20 protein-coding genes are annotated in these 17,998 nt (G+C 37.6%); 15 read left to right on the forward strand and 5 right to left on the reverse strand.

From position 1 onward, the window contains the following. Nucleotides 1-40: 40 nt before the first annotated feature. Nucleotides 41-787 (forward strand): polyprenol monophosphomannose synthase, encoded by a 747-nt coding sequence (locus ACYVHJ_RS08285; RefSeq protein WP_339900798.1) that lies wholly within the window; start codon nt 41-43, stop codon nt 785-787. On the opposite strand, the gene ACYVHJ_RS08290 is transcribed toward ACYVHJ_RS08285, so the two are convergent. Beyond that, complete coding sequence (locus tag ACYVHJ_RS08290) at nt 774-1,994, reverse strand: ABC transporter permease (protein ID WP_339900800.1); 1,221 nt, start codon at nt 1,992-1,994, stop codon at nt 774-776. The two genes, ACYVHJ_RS08285 and ACYVHJ_RS08290, sit on opposite strands and share 14 nt — an antisense overlap. 38 nt (nt 1,995-2,032) lie before the next feature. On the opposite strand from ACYVHJ_RS08290, the gene ACYVHJ_RS08295 reads away from it, so the two are divergent. From ACYVHJ_RS08295 to dapA, 10 genes are all read left to right on the forward strand, one after another. Further along, complete coding sequence (locus ACYVHJ_RS08295) at nt 2,033-3,253, forward strand: exo-beta-N-acetylmuramidase NamZ family protein (RefSeq protein ID WP_460513999.1); 1,221 nt, start codon at nt 2,033-2,035, stop codon at nt 3,251-3,253. 4 nt (nt 3,254-3,257) lie between these two features. Continuing rightward, nucleotides 3,258-4,190, forward strand: a complete 933-nt coding sequence (gene fmt, locus ACYVHJ_RS08300) for a methionyl-tRNA formyltransferase (RefSeq protein ID WP_460514001.1) — start codon at nt 3,258-3,260, stop codon at nt 4,188-4,190. Nucleotides 4,191-4,377: 187 nt separating this feature from the next. Then, complete coding sequence (locus tag ACYVHJ_RS08305) at nt 4,378-4,926, forward strand: RNA polymerase sigma factor (RefSeq protein ID WP_339900804.1); 549 nt, start codon at nt 4,378-4,380, stop codon at nt 4,924-4,926. Between the two features lie 32 nt (nt 4,927-4,958). Further along, nucleotides 4,959-5,330 carry a hypothetical protein gene (locus tag ACYVHJ_RS08310; RefSeq protein ID WP_460514003.1) on the forward strand — a complete coding sequence of 124 codons (372 nt, stop codon included), beginning with the start codon at nt 4,959-4,961 and terminating at the stop codon, nt 5,328-5,330. A gap of 1 nt (nt 5,331) precedes the next feature. Next, on the forward strand, nt 5,332-5,787 hold the full coding sequence (locus ACYVHJ_RS08315; protein ID WP_460514005.1) for a Spy/CpxP family protein refolding chaperone: 456 nt from the start codon (nt 5,332-5,334) through the stop codon (nt 5,785-5,787). A gap of 267 nt (nt 5,788-6,054) precedes the next feature. Beyond that, nucleotides 6,055-7,374, forward strand: coding sequence for an exodeoxyribonuclease VII large subunit (gene xseA, locus ACYVHJ_RS08320; RefSeq protein ID WP_339900808.1), 1,320 nt, complete (start codon nt 6,055-6,057; stop codon nt 7,372-7,374). Continuing rightward, on the forward strand, nt 7,364-7,564 hold the full coding sequence (xseB, locus tag ACYVHJ_RS08325) for an exodeoxyribonuclease VII small subunit (protein ID WP_460514009.1): 201 nt from the start codon (nt 7,364-7,366) through the stop codon (nt 7,562-7,564). The genes xseA and xseB overlap by 11 nt, the downstream gene beginning before the upstream one ends. A gap of 119 nt (nt 7,565-7,683) precedes the next feature. After that, a complete protein-coding gene (gene ligA / locus ACYVHJ_RS08330) occupies nt 7,684-10,161 on the forward strand; it encodes an NAD-dependent DNA ligase LigA (RefSeq protein WP_460514011.1) in 2,478 nt (825 codons plus the stop codon). Between the two features lie 6 nt (nt 10,162-10,167). Then, the gene (locus ACYVHJ_RS08335; protein WP_460514013.1) at nt 10,168-10,662 is read left to right on the forward strand and encodes a DUF6913 domain-containing protein; all 495 of its coding nucleotides are present in this window, start codon (nt 10,168-10,170) and stop codon (nt 10,660-10,662) included. A 1-nt stretch (nt 10,663) separates the two neighbouring features. After that, entirely contained in the window at nt 10,664-11,557 is an 894-nt protein-coding gene (gene dapA, locus ACYVHJ_RS08340) for a 4-hydroxy-tetrahydrodipicolinate synthase family protein (RefSeq protein WP_460514015.1), read from the forward strand. A 65-nt stretch (nt 11,558-11,622) separates the two neighbouring features. Here the strand turns inward: dapA and ACYVHJ_RS08345 are convergent, their stop codons facing one another. Then, nucleotides 11,623-11,796, reverse strand: a complete 174-nt coding sequence (locus tag ACYVHJ_RS08345) for a histone H1 (protein ID WP_014022346.1) — start codon at nt 11,794-11,796, stop codon at nt 11,623-11,625. A gap of 95 nt (nt 11,797-11,891) precedes the next feature. After that, on the reverse strand, nt 11,892-13,142 hold the full coding sequence (locus ACYVHJ_RS08350) for an aminotransferase class I/II-fold pyridoxal phosphate-dependent enzyme (RefSeq protein WP_460514017.1): 1,251 nt from the start codon (nt 13,140-13,142) through the stop codon (nt 11,892-11,894). A gap of 309 nt (nt 13,143-13,451) precedes the next feature. Here ACYVHJ_RS08350 and ACYVHJ_RS08355 point away from each other — a divergent pair, with 309 nt between their 5' ends. Next, nucleotides 13,452-14,039 (forward strand): Maf family protein, encoded by a 588-nt coding sequence (locus ACYVHJ_RS08355; RefSeq protein ID WP_460514019.1) that lies wholly within the window; start codon nt 13,452-13,454, stop codon nt 14,037-14,039. 112 nt (nt 14,040-14,151) lie between these two features. On the opposite strand, the gene ACYVHJ_RS08360 is transcribed toward ACYVHJ_RS08355, so the two are convergent. Beyond that, a complete protein-coding gene (locus ACYVHJ_RS08360) occupies nt 14,152-14,724 on the reverse strand; it encodes a DUF4136 domain-containing protein (RefSeq protein WP_339900820.1) in 573 nt (190 codons plus the stop codon). A gap of 139 nt (nt 14,725-14,863) precedes the next feature. On the opposite strand from ACYVHJ_RS08360, the gene ACYVHJ_RS08365 reads away from it, so the two are divergent. From ACYVHJ_RS08365 to ACYVHJ_RS08375, 3 genes are read left to right on the forward strand one after another with little or no spacing between them, the layout of a single operon-like run. Then, the gene (locus ACYVHJ_RS08365) at nt 14,864-15,598 is read left to right on the forward strand and encodes a LamB/YcsF family protein (protein WP_460514022.1); all 735 of its coding nucleotides are present in this window, start codon (nt 14,864-14,866) and stop codon (nt 15,596-15,598) included. Nucleotides 15,599-15,600: 2 nt separating this feature from the next. Next, a complete protein-coding gene (locus tag ACYVHJ_RS08370; protein ID WP_460514024.1) occupies nt 15,601-16,320 on the forward strand; it encodes a 5-oxoprolinase subunit B family protein in 720 nt (239 codons plus the stop codon). Continuing rightward, entirely contained in the window at nt 16,313-17,182 is an 870-nt protein-coding gene (locus tag ACYVHJ_RS08375; RefSeq protein WP_460514026.1) for a 5-oxoprolinase subunit C family protein, read from the forward strand. Before ACYVHJ_RS08370 ends, ACYVHJ_RS08375 begins: the two co-directional genes overlap by 8 nt. Nucleotides 17,183-17,203: 21 nt before the next feature. Here ACYVHJ_RS08375 and ACYVHJ_RS08380 read toward each other — a convergent pair whose 3' ends face one another. After that, nucleotides 17,204-17,929 (reverse strand): DUF3307 domain-containing protein, encoded by a 726-nt coding sequence (locus tag ACYVHJ_RS08380; RefSeq protein WP_460514028.1) that lies wholly within the window; start codon nt 17,927-17,929, stop codon nt 17,204-17,206. Nucleotides 17,930-17,998: the final 69 nt, after the last annotated feature.

Below are 17,998 nucleotides of genomic sequence, written 5' to 3' on the forward strand. Positions count from 1 at the left end.
AGAATATTCCGTATTAAATTCTACTTTTGTATTCTCAAATATGAAAAGCAGTAAACTAGTCATAATACCTACATTCAACGAAAAGGAGAATATACAAGACATGATTGTCGAGGTCATGGCATTGCCTGAAAGTTTCGACTTGTTGGTGATCGATGACAACTCTCCGGACGGCACAGGTGAATTGGTAAAACAAATGCAGGAGACCTATCCTCAACGGCTTTCTCTGATCGTAAGAAAAGGAAAGTTAGGATTGGGAACTGCCTACCTGGAAGGTTTTGCTTATGCCTTAAAAGAAGGTTATGAGTATATTTTTGAAATGGACGCTGATTTTTCGCACAATCCACAGGATCTTAGTGTGTTGTATACGGCCGCTGTCACCGGCAACCACGACATGGTAATAGGTTCCAGGTATGTTTCCGGTGTAAATGTGGTCAACTGGCCCATGGGCAGGGTATTAATGTCCTTTTTTGCCAGCAAATATGTACAGTTAATCACAGGAATCCCCATCAAAGACACCACAGCAGGATTTGTTTGTTACCATAGAAAAGTTTTGGAAGCCATTCAACTGGACAAGGTGAAATTCATAGGTTACGCTTTCCAAATAGAAATGAAATTTACTACCTGGAAGATGGGTTTTAAAATTTTGGAAGTGCCAATAATTTTCACAGACCGCACCAGAGGCACATCCAAAATGTCTAAACATATCTTTAGAGAGGCCATTTTAGGCGTAATCTACATGAAAGTAAAAAGCATTTTTGTGAAACCTAAGCCGGTTAATCAAATTTAATCGATTTGATAGGGTTTACATTACTAATAATTATGGCCGGAATAAACAGTACAAGGGTAGTAATTATCAAAATCAACAAATTTAAGCCAAGGATTATCGGCCAGTCCCAAACTATAGGAACATAACTCATGTAATAATTTTCTGCATTGAGTTTGAAAAGATGGGTTGTTTGCTGCAACAAACCAAAACCTAGCCCAATCAAGTTGCCCAACAACATTCCCCTACCAATTATCCGTATGCCGTTCCATATGAAAATATTTCTGATTTGGCGATTACTGCTACCCATGGCTTTAAGTAAGCCTATCATGGAGGTTCGTTCCATGATCAAGATAAAGAGGATGGACACCATATTAAAGGAAGCAACAAACAGTATCAAGGCTAAAAAAACGTAAACATTGTTATTCAGTAATTCCAACCAATCGAAAATCTGTATAAACCTGTCTGTAACCTTGGTTAATCTAAGGTCATAATCAATGCTTTCATACAATTCATCCTCATAAGCATCAATATTTTCCGGATCATTAATAAAGACCTCAAATCCTCCTACTTTATCTTCATCCCAATCATTGAGCACCTGAATTACACGTACATCTCCTAGTACAAACTTGTCGTCAAAATCTTCCAGAAAAGTCTCATATAATCCCACTACTTCTAACCTTCTAAACCTGGGGGGATCCTGAACAAAATACATGGTGACCTTACTTCCAATATCCAAAAGCATTTTCCTCGCAATTTTGGTACTGACCACAATTTCATTTGAGGACCGCCCATTTTCCGGAAATTGGATAAACCGTCCTTTGACTATAGATGGTTTGAAGGCCAAGCTATCAAAATCCCTACCTACCCCTTTCATCATGATACCTTCCACTTCCTCTTCACCTTTGATAAGGGCCGGTTTATTGGCAAAAACCTGCACATGACGGATATAATCACTTTCCTTATAATTCGTATAAAAGTCACTTGTAGTACTTGTGGGCGAATCCTCTAAGGACTGGCTCATCACAAAGCGGTTGACTTGAAAATGACCGGTAAAGGAAAATACTTTATTGGAAATCACTGATTGAAATCCTCCCAAAATTAAAAAGGAAATAATCATAATAGACAAGCCAAGCGCAATACTGGCTACAGCGATTCTGTGGATGGTTCCGGTGAAACCTCCCGTCTTTTTAAAACTGATTCTTTTTGCAATGAAGTAGGAAAGGTTCAATGAAGTCGTTTATTTTGTTAACTGAAACGCAAATTAACATGAAGCAGACTAAATTAATACTTATCCTCGCTTTTTTGTTTGGCAATATGACTTTTTGTAAGAGTAAGCCGGACAATGACAGCTCTTCAATAAAAATTTTAGCTCCATCAGAGGAAGAAAAAGCGGAAATTCTTCCCGGTGCCGATCGTCCGGAGGTATATTTGCCAAAGCTAAGAGGTAAAAAAGTAGCTCTCGCAGTCAATCAGACTAGTATTTTACCCTCAAAAGGCAATATGCACCTTGTAGATTTCCTGCTTGGACAAGGAATCGAGATAAAAAAGGTTTTTGTTCCTGAACATGGTTTCAGAGGAAAAGCTGATGCAGGTGAAAAAGTTGACAATTCTATTGATTCGGAAACCGGCATTCCGCTTGTTTCCTTATATGGAAGTTCAAAAAAACCTTCAGAAGAGGCTTTAGCAGATGTGGACATCGTTATTTTTGATATTCAAGATGTAGGCATTCGCTTTTATACTTTCATCAGTACCTTACATTATTTAATGGAGGCCTGTGCAGAGCAGGATAAAAAACTGATGATTTTTGATCGCCCCAACCCCAATGGAGACTATGTGGATGGTCCAGTTCTGGAAAAGGGCTACGAAAGCTTTGTAGGTATGCACCTAATTCCAATTGTTCATGGGCTAACAGTCGGAGAATTGGCTCAAATGATTAACGGAGAGGGATGGTTAAAAGGGGCAGTAAAAGCACCAATTGAGGTCATACCTGTTGCCAATTGGGAACACAAAGATCATTATTCCTTACCTGTTAAACCTTCCCCAAATTTACCAAATGACCTTGCCATTAGGCTGTACCCTTCCCTGTGCTTTTTTGAAGGAACAGATATAAGCTTGGGTAGAGGAACAATGTTTCCCTTTCAGGTTTATGGATATCCGGACCCTAAATTTGGTGATTTCACCTTTACGCCTGTAAGCATTGATGGCATGTCAAAATATCCACCACAGCAAGACAAGCTATGCTATGGCAAAGATTTAAGAGATGAACCCCTTTCCCACCAATTTACCCTTTCATATTTATTGGATGCATACCGAATTGCAGATAAAGGAGCCTCATTCTTCAATGCCTTTTTTGACAAACTAGCAGGTTCAGACCGGTTAAGAAAATCCATAATTGCCGGAGAATCGGAGGAGAGTATCAGGTCTTCCTGGCAAAAGGAACTCGATGCCTATAAAACAAAAAGAAAGCTTTACCTGATCTATAAATAAGCATATGGAAAAGAAAGACATGAAAATCATTTTCATGGGCACGCCTGAATTTGCGGTAGCTCCATTGGAAGCATTGATTCAAGACAATTGGAATATAGTGGCTGTGATCACCGCCCAGGACAAATTACAAGGAAGAGGCCGAAAGCCAAAAAGTTCAGCAGTTAAAGAATGTGCTGCCAAACATGGGATCTCGGTTCTTCAACCGGCAAATTTAAAACATCCTGATTTTATTGAGACATTAAAATCCTATAAAGCTGATTTGCAAATAGTGGTTGCATTTAGAATGCTTCCAGAGGTGGTATGGTCCATGCCTCCCTTGGGTACATTCAATTTACACGCTTCACTTCTACCCGATTACAGAGGAGCTGCTCCCATCAATTGGGCCATTATCAATGGAGAGACCAAGACCGGGGTGACTACCTTTTTCCTTAAACATGAGATTGATACCGGTAGCATATTATTTCAGAAAGAAGTTTCTATTCTGCCAGAAGACAATTTGGGAGATCTGTATGAAAAACTAATGCTTGAAGGGTCAAAGCTAGTGGTCAAAACCATTGATGCTATTTCCAAAGGAGAAATTACCCCTCAGGATCAGGATGAGAGGAAGGCACTCAACCATGCGCCAAAGATTTATAAAGAAACAGGGAAAATAGACTGGAATAAATCTGCCGTTTCCATAAACAATCTTATCCGTGGTCTCTCGCCCTACCCTGCTGCATGGTGTGAAATTAACAACAAAAGCTGTAAAATATTTAAGGCCGAAGTAGTGGCCGACAGCAGTCCCAATGCCCAACCAGGCACCATCAAAACAGACCATAAAAGTTATGTTCACTTCCAAACTGGAGAAGGTGCCTTGTCTATACTCGAATTACAATTGGAAGGGAAGAGAAAGATGGAAATAGGCGACTTTTTGAGAGGAAACACCCTTAATATTTAGCCATTTATGGTATCCTCAAAGGACATGAAACAGCAAGTTTTAGGTTCGCCATGCATTGGGTGATTGATAGAAAAAAATATCATTCAGCCTAAAGCCTGTAAAAATTCAAGCTTAGGCACAATGAAAAAAAATCAAAAAGATTGTAAGCAGATTAAACCATTTGATTAAATTATAGTCTAAAGAATGAATGGAGCCAAAAAACGATGCAGCACTTCTAGAATTGATTAATTCCCCTAAAACCCGTGAAAAAGGTTTTCGTATTTTGGTGGAAACTTATCAAAGAAATGTTTATGGAATCGTAAGAAAAATGGTTATTATTCATGATGATGCCAATGATGTGGTTCAGAACACTTTTATCAAGGCCTTTAAAAACATTGACAAATTCAACCAACAATCCACTTTATTTACCTGGATTTATAGGATTGCCGTAAATGAAAGTCTGAACTTTATTGAAAAGAAAAAAAGGAAGATGTCTACACCCATAGAGGAATACCATGAAAAGATGGAGAACTACGTGGATCAATCCCCACTGGTAGATGGGAATGAGATAGAGAAAAAACTTCAGAAAGCCATTCTAAAATTACCTACCAAGCAACGTTTGATATTTAACCTAAGGTATTTTGATGAATTGCCTTATGAAGAAATGAGTAAAATCACTGAAACCAGTGTAGGAAGTCTAAAGGCGGGATACCACCATGCTGTCAAAAAGATTGAAGAATATCTAAGCAATGATTAAACCATTGGCTAAACAAATTGTCTAACAATCGTATGGAAAATTTCTCTAAAAGAAACATATTCAAGGTTCCGGAAAATTACTTTGAGCAACTTCCGGATCAAATCCTTGAAAAAAAGAAACCCAAGGCCTTGCACTATTACCTAAGTGGTATGGCGGCTGCAGCGGTTGTTGTCATTGGTTTTTTCATGTTTCAAGGAAATGAGACGATAACTACTTCTAATAATTACCAGGTAGACCTAAATGAAGAAGTAGAATATTATATCGAGTCCGGGGTATGGAATGTGGAAGATGTGCTTTCGTTAGCCGACAATCCAAACGAGTTGCTTGATAATATTACAGAAGAAGAGTGGAGCAATCAGACTTGGGTGGATGAAGGTTTATTAGAGAATGAAATATTTTATTGATATGAAAAAGCTATTAATTGTCTTCTTATTAACAAGTTTATCTTTTGTTGGCTATGGCCAAAGAAACAATCAAGTGGACAAAGAAAAATTAGAAGCGGCGAGAGTGGCCTTCATAACCAACCGGCTTTCATTAAGCCCAGATCAAGCTGCAAAATTTTGGCCTTTGTACAATGAGTTCCAGGAAAAAAGAAATGCAGCGATGCGAGAAATGCGTCAAATCTCAAGGAAAGGTGAAGAAGAAATAACCAATGAACAAGCAGAGGAATTGATAGAAAAAAGGTTTAAGCTTCAAGAAAACTTATTGCTTGCAGAGAAAAATTTCACAAAGGAAATTGCCTCAAGCCTAAGCCCTATTCATGCCTTAAAACTCGATGAAATCAACCGAGATTTTACAAGGCATATTTATAGAATGCATCGCAAACAACGAGAATCCAAACCGGAAAACAACAATAATTAGGCAAACTTTGAAAAAGAGCATGCCAATGGGTAAATAGTTGATTTTTGATTTAAGTAGTGCAAAAAGACAAAAAATACAATTTTGTATTGGACTGTTAGTGTTACAGTTTTTCGAATTTTTAAAGTTTATTGCTTTAACTTTTTCATCAAAAACTTAAAACATTTCATTGTAAATCTTTTGGAAAAATTCCTGATAAAGGATATAATATTGTCTACCATCAAAGTAAAATTGTCCATCTTTTAAGCATATTTTTCGTTTATTTGTAGCATGCAGCAGCAAGCTATATCACTTCTTTCCCTAAACGAGCTGATCAAAAGAACATTAGACAGTAACCTGTCTCCTACCTATTGGGTAATAGCAGAAATAGGAGAATTAAGGGCCGGAGTAAGAGGTCATGCCTACTTGGATTTGATAGAAAAAGTCGATGGAAATATATTGGCTAAAATCCGGGGCAATATATGGTCCTATACCTACCAATCTATTTCTAGGAAATTTGAAAGTGTTACCGGGACTTCACTTCAAGGGGGAATGAACATCATGGCCTTGGTGACTGTTCAATTCCACGAATTGTATGGAATTAGCTTGGTAATCAAAGACGTGGATCCCAACTTCACCTTGGGCGAAAGGGCCAGAAAAAGGCAAGAAATCATTGGCCGGCTCACCAATGAAGGCCTTATGGACCTCAACAAGCAATATGCCTTGCCTGTGGTCAGTCAAAAAATTGCCATAATAAGTTCTGTAACGGCTGCAGGCTATGGGGATTTTATCAACCAGTTGGATCAAAATTCCCAAGAATATAAAGTTCATTACCGCTTATTTCAAGCTGCCATGCAAGGCAAAGATGCGGTTCCTGAAATTATTGCAGCCATTCATCAAATTGAAGCGGCACTGATCGATAAAAAATTTGACCTCTTGGTCATTATTAGAGGTGGAGGTGCTCAAACAGATCTGGACTGTTTTGATGATTATGAACTTGCCAAAACCATAGCCAATTCAAGTTTACCCATCATTACAGGGATAGGGCATGAAAGAGATGAATCCATTGCTGACCTTGTAGCCCATACCAAGTTAAAAACACCTACCGCTGTAGCTAGTTTTATATTATCCGGTTTTAGAGAATTCGAGGACCGCTTGCACAGAAACCTAGTAGGTATAGAAAGAAATGTGCTGGCCAGACTAAAAGCTGAAGAATCAGGGTTGGCAGATAAAACACATATTCTGTTTAATATATTTCAAAATAAATTAAACAAAAATAATTTATTATTGGATAGATACGCCCAGCAAGCAAAAAGAAGTGCCTTATATAAAATAGACAAAGAGCAGATTAAGAACGATCATCTGGCACAGAACTTACATAAAATAGTAGATAGGAAGTTAAATAAATCCGAAGAACGGATTGAGCAAATAGGGAAAACCATTGACCGACTTAATCCGGAAACCCTTTTACTAAGAGGATACACTAAAACCGAGAAAAATGGGCTTCCTATCCATGGGCAAGACTTAGCAAAAGGTGATGAGTTGGTTACTTTTACAAAATTGACAAAAATAACTTCTGTTATTAATAAATTAGAAAAAAATGAAAAATAAGAAGGATAACTTAAGCTATGATGAGGCCATTTCAAGGTTAGAAAATTTGGTCAATCAGCTTGAGGATGGTGAGCAGAGCATGGATGACTTAACAAAGATGGTTAAGGAGGCCAGTGATTTGGTTAAAGTTTGCAAACAAAAATTAAAGATGACTGCCGAAGAAATCAAAAAGGCATTTGATGAAGAGTAGGAATTGATCGCTTTAAAGAAGCCATCCCGTACAAATTCCATCTTTTATTTATGGTCATAGGCATCATTTTATAATCAAAAACAGTACATTTGAAGGTAGGAATTGTGATCATTTTTTAAATGAAAAAAGTAAGTATACAAGAGGCAGAGAAACAAATTGATGCGTTGACCAAGGAGATCAACCATTACAATCACCTTTATTATCAGGAAGACAATTCCGAAATTAGTGATTTTGAATTTGATAAATTACTGAATAAGCTTATTGAGCTAGAAACTGATTATCCCGAATTAAAAAAAGCGGACAGTCCCAGCCAACGTGTCGGTGGCACAATCACCAAAAATTTTGAAACGGCAGAACACGCTGTTAAAATGCTTTCTCTCGGCAATACTTATTCCAAGGAAGAATTGGTAGCTTTTGACGAGAGGGTATTCAAGGGGCTGGAACATAGAAATTACAATTATTTTTGTGAACTGAAATTCGATGGGGTAGCCATAAGTTTGGTATATGAAAAGGGTGAATTAGTAAGGGCTGTCACCAGAGGAGATGGCTATAAGGGGGATGTAGTAACAGAGAATGTCAAAACCATCCGTAGCATACCCTTGTATATTCAAGACAGAGAAAACTTACCTGAGAAGTTTGAAGCCCGAGGAGAAATATTCTTATCCAAGAAAGGTTTTGAGAAGATTAATGCAGAAAGATTAAAAAACGGTGAAAGTTTACTGGCCAATCCAAGAAACACCGCCTCCGGCACCTTAAAAATGCAAGACTCAGCTGTGGTTGCAAAACGAAGGCTAGATTGCTACCTGTATCAATTGATAGCAGACGATGTTGATATAGCGCAACATGGAGGGTCAATTCAACAACTTGAAGAATGGGGTTTTCATGTCTCTCCCACCTATAAAAACTGTCAAAACCTTGAAGAGGTTTTTGAATATATTGAGAAATGGAGAGAGAAACGGCATGATTTGTCTGTTGAAACAGATGGTGTTGTAATAAAGGTAAATGATTATCGACAGCAAGAAGAATTGGGTTTTACAGCGAAGGTACCTAAATGGGCCATTGCTTATAAATACCAAGCAGAAAGTGCAGAAGCCACCCTCCTTTCAATTCAATATCAAGTCGGAAGAACAGGTGCTATCACACCTGTTGCCAACCTTTCCCCGGTCCAATTGGCCGGAACTACGGTCAAAAGAGCTTCCTTACACAATGCCAATGAAATCGAAAGGTTGGATTTACATGAAGGAGACACTGTACATGTGGAAAAAGGGGGAGAAATAATTCCTAAAATCACCGGCGTTGTAAAAGCACGAAGGATAGAAGGAAGTCAACCTATCGAATACATTAGGGAGTGTCCGGAATGTGGCACTACCTTAGAAAGGAATGAGGGAGAAGCCAAGCATTTCTGTCCTAATGACGAAGCATGCCCTCCTCAGGTATTGGGAAGAATAGAACACTTTGTTTCCAAGCGAGCCATGGACATTGACTCCTTAGGAACAGAAAGGCTTCGAGCACTGATACAGCAAGAGTATGTACAAGACCTCGCTGATCTATATTTCTTGCCTGAAAAAAGAGAGGCACTCCTTGGTCTAGAAATCACCGATGAACAATATTCAAAAAATAGCGAAGGGTATTTATATGTAAGTCTGAAAAAAGGTTTGTATGCCTTGACCCAACAGTTAACCCTAAAGGAAATTGATGAGTTTATCGCAGAGAATGAGCAATTGAGCCTCAATCAAAAAGTCAATGATTTCAAGGCGTTTATCACGCATCGCGGAAAAAAAAGCAAGCAAAACGGACAAGCTATAGATAAGCTTTCTGTTCTAATAGATCAGGGCCATTTTGACCTTGTTGAGGATTTTGTACCAGTGGCCTATGTATTGGCAATATTGATTGGGAAAGAAGACAGCATCGAAGAACTAAAAGTGCTTACAAAAAATAAGAGCAGTGTCCATGAAATCGTCATTCACGACCAAATAGGCCTGTTTGAAAAGCATGTCGATGCCATCAATAAGTTAAAGGGCAATTCCTTTCAAGAAGGGGTCATAAAAAACATGTTGGAAGGTATAGCTCAATCCATAAAACAGCCTTTTCCAAAAGTTTTATTTGGCTTGGGTATTAGAAATATTGGTGAAAATACCGCGATATTATTGGCCAAACATTTTCAAAATATTGATAATTTAGAGAAGGCAAGTTCTGAGGAGTTACTAGCCATCAATGGTGTTGGAGAAACTTTGGTAACTAGTATTCAATTATTTTTCGCAAAGGAGAAAAATAAATCAATCATCAAGAAGTTAAAAGAAAAAGGCTTACAATTCCAACTTTCTTCAGAAGAAACCCAACTTGAAAGCACCATATTGGAAGGTAAAAAAATACTGGCTTCGGGTCGTTTAATTCATTTTAAAAGAGATGAAATCATTGATTTTATCGCTTCACATGGCGGAACCTACTCCAAGTCGGTTTCCAAAAACCTGGATTTTATAATTGAAGGCGAGGACATGGGGCCCAGTAAAAAAGAAAAGGCCGAGAAATTAAATATTCCGTTAATTTCAGAGGAATCATTTATAAAAATGTGTACAACAAATAAAGAAATAAAATAAAAACAGATGAAATGGATAAGGGAACATTACCTAAAAAGCACTTTGGAAAAGCCAAAGAAGAAACCTACCCAAAAATCCATCTTATTGAATACAGAGAATATAAAGACCATATCCATAATAGCCAATAATAAGGATGAAATAGAGGCCATCACTGAGGTAATTCATTCCGACTTGGATGAAAACATAAGGGTAATAGGAAATTATTATGATGAGAAATCAATAGATGAACAGGCTTTTTCTTATAAAGATTTTACTTTATTTGGTAAACCTAGAGAAAAACTAAATCAATTGCTTTCCCTTAAACCAGATTTGATTATTTTTACCCCTGAAAAGCTGAATTACTTTACCTTATTTTTACTACAATTACAATCGGCATCTTATAGTATGGGGTTTTATAATGAGGAAACGAAGCCCTATTTGGACTTGATGTTGAACAATAAAGAAAAAGATATTCAATCAGGAACCGCACTGTTGATAAAATATTTAAAGCAGATCAATTAAAATGAAAAAGTTTACAGGTACCGGAGTAGCCTTAGTCACTCCCTTTAAAGCAGATGGAGCTATTGATTACCCTGCTTTGGAGAGAGTTATTGAGCATGTTATTCTGGGGAATGTTGATTATTTGGTGGTACAAGGTACCACAGGAGAATCAGCTACACTTTCAGAGGAGGAAAAAATGGAGGTTTTGGCCTTCACAAAGAAAATCAATCGCTCTAGGGTCCCTATTGTCTATGGTCTTGGAGGAAACAATACCGCTGCACTTTTGGCGGCTATGGATACCATTGATTTTTCTGAGGTTGAGGCGGTGCTTTCAGTAAGCCCCTACTATAATAAACCCAGCCAAGCAGGTATCATTGCCCATTATGAGGCCCTGGCGGATAAGTGTCCCGTTCCCATCATTTTATACAATGTCCCGGGAAGAACAATGTCCAATCTAAGTGCCGCAACCACTTTAAAGTTGGCCCAACATAAAAATATTATTGGGGTTAAAGAAGCCAGTGGTAATTTAGAGCAATGCATGCGTATTGTCAACGCTAAACCGGATAATTTTCTATTGATCTCAGGAGATGACATGAATACCACCCCTATGAGAAGTATCGGTGCGGAAGGTGTAATATCGGTAATGGCCAATGCATACCCTGAAATTATGGGTGCCATTATCCACGGAAATGGTGAATATTCTAAAAAAGGGTCTTTCAGTCTTTTGGATATTAATCCACTTATGTATGAAGAAAGCAATCCAGTTGGTGTAAAATGTCTAATGGAACATTTAGGCATTTGTGAAAGTCATGTCAGGCTTCCATTACAAAAGGCTTCCAATGATTTAAGAAGCAGAATTATCGCTGCAGCAGACCGTATCAATACCAATCAATTTTACTCTCCCCATCTAGAGTAGAATATATATACAAAAAAAGGGGGACTTGTTATTAAATAAGTCCCCCTTTTTTTATGTTACTTAACTCAAGAATTTTTGATATCCTGAACTTCTTTCCTGATATCCTGAGCCATATTTTTTAAATCTTGCATGCCTTTTCTTACCCTTGTTCCTGCGGCTTGATTTTTCTTATCGTAGAATTTGTCAAAATCAGCTTCAAGAGACATTATAAGATCTTTGATTTCATTAAATCTGTTCATAATTAAAAGTTTATTTAGGTTAATGATGAAATTGTTTTTTATTCAATATAGGTAAATAGTTTATTAATTTACAGTATTGGCCCTTTTTTCTAAATTTATTCACCAAAAGAAGTCGCCAACTCTGTATTTTTATAATAACCACTACTTAATTTTTCTTTAATTGCCTCAAATGCAGCAATTGTTTCTTCCACATCTGCTATACTATGTACCGCAGTAGGGATTAAACGCAATATAATCATTCCTTTTGGAACAACAGGATAAATCACAACGGAACAAAAGATATTATAGTTTTCACGCAAATCTTTGCTTAATGTAGCCGCTTCACCTACAGTACCGTTCAATACTACCGGGGTTACTGGTGAATTGGTAGTACCGATACTGAACCCTTTTTCTTTCAAACCATTCTGAAGCGCATTCACGATCTTCCAAAGGTTATTTTTAAATTCAGGTCGACTTCTAATTAAATCCAGTCGCTTCAAAGCTCCTTCTACCATGATAAGCGGTAGCGCTTTGGCAAATATTTGAGAACGCATATTGTATTTCAAATAATGAATTACTTTCGCATCACCTGCAATAAACGCGCCAATACTTGCCATTGACTTAGCAAAAGTTGAAAAATACAAATCAACATCTTGCTGTACGCCTTGTTCTTCACAAGTACCGGCACCGGTTTTTCCCATTGTTCCAAAACCATGTGCATCGTCTACCAAAAGGCGAAACTGAAATTTATCTTTCAATTTCACAATTTCTTTCAGCTTGCCCATATCTCCGGTCATACCAAATACACCCTCAGTAATAACCAAAACACCGCCACCGGTTTCTTTGCTAAGTTTCTCTGCTCTTTTCAACTGTTTCTCACAGCTTTCTATATCATTGTGAGGATATACAAATCGCTTACCGATATGCATTCGCAAAGCATCTATAATACAAGCATGACATTCACTATCGTAAACTATTACATCTTTTCTATCGATCAATGAATCAATCACACTCATGATACCTTGATAGCCGTAGTTGAGCAAATATGCTTTTTCTTTTCCCACAAATTGTGCCAATTCACTCTCGAGCTGCTCATGTAGGTCAGTATTTCCAGACATCATCCTTGCTCCCATTGGGTACGCTGCTCCCCACTTTGTGGCAGCATCAGCATCTGCTTGTCTTACTTCCGGGTCATTTCCTAATCCTAAATAGTTGTTCAAACTCCAATTCAGAACTTCTTTACCCTTAAATTTCATTCTAGGAGCAATTTCACCCTCCAATTTAGGGAACATGAAATATCCTTCTGATAACTCGGAATGTTTTCCTAACGGACCAAGATTGGTATTCAGTTTTTCAAATATATCCAATGTGTATTTACTTTGATGTTCAACAAATTACTAATTCAATAGGCTAATAAAACCCTCAAAAATAAGATTTTTAAGTGGATTCAACAAAATTACGTTGATTTTTGGTGAATTCGGTATTTAGCCTTACCCAATATCTATCGCCTAATTGAGCGTTTAAGTTTGCTATTAAATCGTAGATTTGCAAAAGCAAAGGGGCTAAAATTAATAGTTCCCTTTTTTCCAAACATTCAATTTTCTGATTTAACCTGATCATTAAAAGAATTGATACCCTTTTTAATGTAGCTCTCGAGCATATAAGCTACCCTATCTATGAAAATAATCGACAAAACCATCATCCTTTCTTCCAATTCCCCAAGAAGACAACAGTTGCTTAAGGACTTGGGCTTTTCATTTGAAGTAAAGACCATGCATACAGATGAAAGTTTCCCGAGTGATATGGAAGCCAAACAAGTGGCATCCTTTCTTGCCGAGAAAAAAGCCAATACTTTTCTTCCCCATTTAAAACCTGATCAAGTACTTATTACTGCTGACACCATTGTTATTGCCAATCAATCCATTCTTAATAAACCTCAAAATAAGGAAGAGGCAATAAAAATGATTCATGCAATCAATGGAAGGTCTCATTTGGTGGTTACAGGAGTTTGTATTGCGGATACCAAACAAAAAACAACTTTTTATGACCAGACAGAAGTGACTTTTTCGCAGTTAAACGAGGAGGAAATTGCCTACTATGTACATACATTTAAACCCTTTGATAAGGCTGGTGCTTATGGTATTCAAGAATGGATAGGCATGGTGGGCATCGACAGTATCAAAGGTTCCTATTATAATGTAATGGGACTTCCTGTTAATTTGCTATACAAAACCTTAAAAGCTAATTATAAATTAACTCTATAACCTAGTTGCCAAGGCAACTCAATTTTGGATCCTTTAATTTGTTATAAGTTTCCAGTTTATGGAAAGGATTTAACTTTAGAATTAAACAAAAGGCAATCCTATTACCTTTTGTTTAATTTTCTATTTGCTTCTCAACATATTTAGAAAACTCTTTTAAGATTTTCTCTGCTGAGGTAAAGAGGTTTTTGGTTTTCTGCTTGGGCTTGGTTATTTCCCCTACTGCACTAATTCTCATGACCACTTTATCTTTCTTGGTATCTATAAAGTCTACCACCAATTCCCCCATATCATATTTCTCCACGCTATAGGTACTTCTACCCGCCCCATATGGGTAAGGCATCATGTATGGGCTGTACATTCCATAATATGGACTCATCATGGGTGTTCTGTTGACCTCTTTTTGCCTATCTGTAAGGTTGGTATTGTACCTTACAATTAAATCCGGTTTGGTTTCGTCTTCCGAAAACCCCATATTCCTCATCCCTTCTGAAAGTCTATGTTTCAAATTTTCTTCCAAAACAGGTGATTCAAATGCATCTTTATCGTAATATTGGTTGATTACAAAGAATGTATCGTAGGTATCAAAACTTGCCACTTCATTCTTTTCCATGAAAACCCGAACAGGGCTACAGGAGGAAAAGAAAATGCTTAGAATTAATGCCAATATGCCAATTGAATATTTCATAATTTTTACCTTAATTTTTAACTTCAAGACGAAGACAAAACGTAAAATGTTACATCAAAGTATAATTTGAACCAAAACTCAATAACAGCCTCTATTGAAATAATCTTTTTTGTGACAAAAAACTTGTATCCTTGTACCTATGCGTGAAAATGTTGATTTAAACTGTGATCTGGGAGAAGGAATGGCCAATGACAAAGCCATTATGCCATTTTTAGGGAGTTGTAATATTGCTGCAGGTGGGCATACCGGTGATGAACATACCATACTTGAAACCATTCAATTGGCTAAAAAACATCAGGTAAAAATTGGGGCCCACCCCTCCTATCCTGACCAACAAAACTTTGGAAGAAGTCCCGTGGATATCTCTTTTGCCCAACTTGAAGAAAGCCTTTTTCAGCAAATCAATTTGGTAAAAAAATTAGCCTCCACTGAAAACAAAACCATGCACCATATAAAATTTCACGGGGCCTTATACCTTAAAAGTCTCACATCTCCCGAATTGGCAGGTTATCTTGCTAAATTTGTAGCCCATAATTACAAAGGGGTTCAATTATATGCACCTTATGGCTCTTGCATGGCTGAAGAGGCTAGGAAACAAAAGGTTCCCTTAAAAAATGAAGGTTTTGCAGACAGGGCTTATATGACCAGTTCCGTATTGCTAAGTCGGAAAAATTCTAATGCTATTTTGACTAACCTTGATGAGGTAAGGCATCAGGTTTTATCAATGGTTTATAAAGGTAAAGTACCCACTTTTGATAAGCAGAGCCATGACATAGTTGTAGACACGATATGTATTCATGGAGACCATCCTAAAGCTTTGGAAATAGCCCAATTATTAGGCCCTTTGCTTGCTACTTCCACTTTAAATCGATAAGGATGAAATACCCCATTAAAATATTATATCTTGGAAGCGATACCATAGAGCTCCACTGGCCGGAAACCATTGCCGAAGACTTATTGATGGAAATGATTACCCTAAAAAATTTGATTCAAAAAAAATGGCATATCATCATATCATCCATCTACCATAGTTATCAAATATTAAGTATCCGCTTAAAACACGTGGCCAATAGTACTGTTTTTATGGCTTGGTTGGAAGAGTTGATCCAAGGGCCTTTACCTAAAGTGGACTTGCCTCAAAGATGGGTTTGGACCGTACCTGTATGTTATGAGCAGGAAATAGTCCCCTCCATCAGTAAATACCTTCAAAAAAAAAACATGGATGCCAATACATTAGTCGCACAACACAGCTCTCGGCAATACCTATTGTATTTTTATGGGTTTTTACCTGGCTTTATGTACTTGGGGGGCCTTCCAAAAACCCTGCATATCCCCAGAAAAGATATACCCGATAGAAATATCGCCAAAGGGAGCGTGGCCATAGGTGGGGAACAGACTGGTATTTATCCCATTGACAGCCCCGGAGGATGGTATGTTGTGGGTAAAATGCCCGTTCCTATTTTTGGCAATGGTAAATTAAATTTACCTTTTAATCCCGGAGATAAAATTCAGTTTGAAGCCATTTCTTCAAAAGAATTTAAAGAGATTCAGGAAGCAAGTAATTATAATTGGGAAAAAGCATTGTATCGTGGGTAAAATAGTCTTTATAAAAGCCGGATTATTTACTACAATCCAGGATCAGGGGAGGTTAGGGTTTGTGGACAAAGGAATCCCAACTTCAGGGCCTATGGATGAATCTTCCTTCCATTTGGCCAATTTACTGGCAAGAAAAAATCCCGATGCAGCATGTCTGGAGGTTTATATGGGCAATGTTTTGCTTTACTTTACCGAAAATTGTCAAATTGTATGCACAGGAGCCTATGCTAAAATCAAAGTTGACTCAAAGGTATATGGCACCAATGAAATTATTAATATTTCTGCCTATTCAAAGGTAAATATCGCTACCTTTCGCCAAGGTCAATGGCTTTATCTGGCCATTAATGGATATTTTGATAGTGAATGTATTATGGGTAGTCAAAGTTTTTATCAGGAAATCACCCCTTTGGCCAAATTTAGAGACAATGATATTTTAACTTTTTCTAGTTCTTCCAACTTTATTCCTACAGACTTTTCTAAGGTTAAGCCAAGAGGATTTTCCAACTCCCCTCAAATTCCGGTCTTTCCGGGACCTTCCTTTTCTTCTTTGAGCAAAGCTCAACAACATGCACTGACTGACTCTAGTTTAACACTTTCTCCCATCCAAAACAGAATGGGAATTCAATTGGTGGAAAAAATTAAACATTCCCTTCCTGAGCTGATTTCAAGCCCGGTATATCCCGGTACAGTTCAATTGACCCAAGCGGGAAAAATCATTATTTTAATGAAGGATGCCCAAGTAACAGGGGGATATCCTCGGGTTTTACAACTAACAAGCAAGGGCATCTCCATGCTCTCTCAACTCAGACCACAAACAAAATTCAAATTTCAACTGGTTATGCAAAAGGAATTGGCCACCTAATGGATAAAAGTCCAGCTTTGGTTAATATTGGTCATAGATCCATCCGCACAATATTGCCAGACCAAAACTTACCAAAGTTCCGATCAGAATATACTCTGTCAGTTTTCGGTCCTTAGACTCCTTTAAATCTCCAAACCTAAATACCGACTTTGCTGCCACCAAAAACCCTATGGCTTCCCATTTTCCGGCGATTATAAAAATCAAAACAAACCATCGTTCCAGTATACCAATGTATTGTCCAGCTTTTTCCAATGAACCAATTTCATCATCTGTGGCAGGCGTCCATTTAGAAATGATCGTCTTGATTATTATTGAGGCAGGTAGTGATAAGAAAACGAGCAAGGTAAGCACCAACCAAAGTTTTTCCGAAATTGGGTACAATCGCTCAATAAAACCTGGGTCTATCCAAGCTACCACCACTCCTATGGTTAACACATGCGCCAATTGATCTATAAAAAACCAATACCTTTTGGTACCCGGTTTTTGTGCATATAGCTTAATCAGGTCAACAAGCCCATGAACAAGCACTATCCCTAATGCATATGGCCAAAAACTCAAGTCGGCCATGATTAGTAGGATAAGTAAACCATGTACCAATAGGTGCAAGTAAAGTTGGTAGGCCTTGAACTTTTTTGCTTCTTTTGCCTCCACCCATCGGCTGGGTTGAAAGATAAAATCTCCCAATAAGTGAGCTAAAATCAGCTTTATAAATAGGGCTTGTTGGAAAATTCGATAAAATTTGACCACGTAAGTATAAACTAATCCCTTCGTGGTTATTTTGTGTGTTTATCTTCTGATCAGCAGTACAATTCGACT

The organism is Cyclobacterium sediminis (assembly GCF_054781075.1).

Coding starts and splice junctions, on each gene's coding strand:
- xseA (WP_339900808.1), top strand. CDS start 6,055: ATGCAGCAGCAAGCTATATCACTTCTTTCCCTAAACGAGCTGATCAAA.
- ACYVHJ_RS08345 (WP_014022346.1), bottom strand. CDS start 11,796: ATGAACAGATTTAATGAAATCAAAGATCTTATAATGTCTCTTGAAGCT.
- ligA (WP_460514011.1), top strand. CDS start 7,684: ATGAAAAAAGTAAGTATACAAGAGGCAGAGAAACAAATTGATGCGTTG.
- ACYVHJ_RS08360 (WP_339900820.1), bottom strand. CDS start 14,724: ATGAAATATTCAATTGGCATATTGGCATTAATTCTAAGCATTTTCTTT.
- xseB (WP_460514009.1), top strand. CDS start 7,364: ATGAAAAATAAGAAGGATAACTTAAGCTATGATGAGGCCATTTCAAGG.
- ACYVHJ_RS08355 (WP_460514019.1), top strand. CDS start 13,452: ATGAAAATAATCGACAAAACCATCATCCTTTCTTCCAATTCCCCAAGA.
- ACYVHJ_RS08310 (WP_460514003.1), top strand. CDS start 4,959: ATGGAAAATTTCTCTAAAAGAAACATATTCAAGGTTCCGGAAAATTAC.
- dapA (WP_460514015.1), top strand. CDS start 10,664: ATGAAAAAGTTTACAGGTACCGGAGTAGCCTTAGTCACTCCCTTTAAA.
- ACYVHJ_RS08315 (WP_460514005.1), top strand. CDS start 5,332: ATGAAAAAGCTATTAATTGTCTTCTTATTAACAAGTTTATCTTTTGTT.
- ACYVHJ_RS08370 (WP_460514024.1), top strand. CDS start 15,601: ATGAAATACCCCATTAAAATATTATATCTTGGAAGCGATACCATAGAG.
- ACYVHJ_RS08335 (WP_460514013.1), top strand. CDS start 10,168: ATGAAATGGATAAGGGAACATTACCTAAAAAGCACTTTGGAAAAGCCA.
- ACYVHJ_RS08365 (WP_460514022.1), top strand. CDS start 14,864: ATGCGTGAAAATGTTGATTTAAACTGTGATCTGGGAGAAGGAATGGCC.
- ACYVHJ_RS08295 (WP_460513999.1), top strand. CDS start 2,033: ATGAAGCAGACTAAATTAATACTTATCCTCGCTTTTTTGTTTGGCAAT.
- ACYVHJ_RS08305 (WP_339900804.1), top strand. CDS start 4,378: ATGGAGCCAAAAAACGATGCAGCACTTCTAGAATTGATTAATTCCCCT.
- fmt (WP_460514001.1), top strand. CDS start 3,258: ATGGAAAAGAAAGACATGAAAATCATTTTCATGGGCACGCCTGAATTT.
- ACYVHJ_RS08285 (WP_339900798.1), top strand. CDS start 41: ATGAAAAGCAGTAAACTAGTCATAATACCTACATTCAACGAAAAGGAG.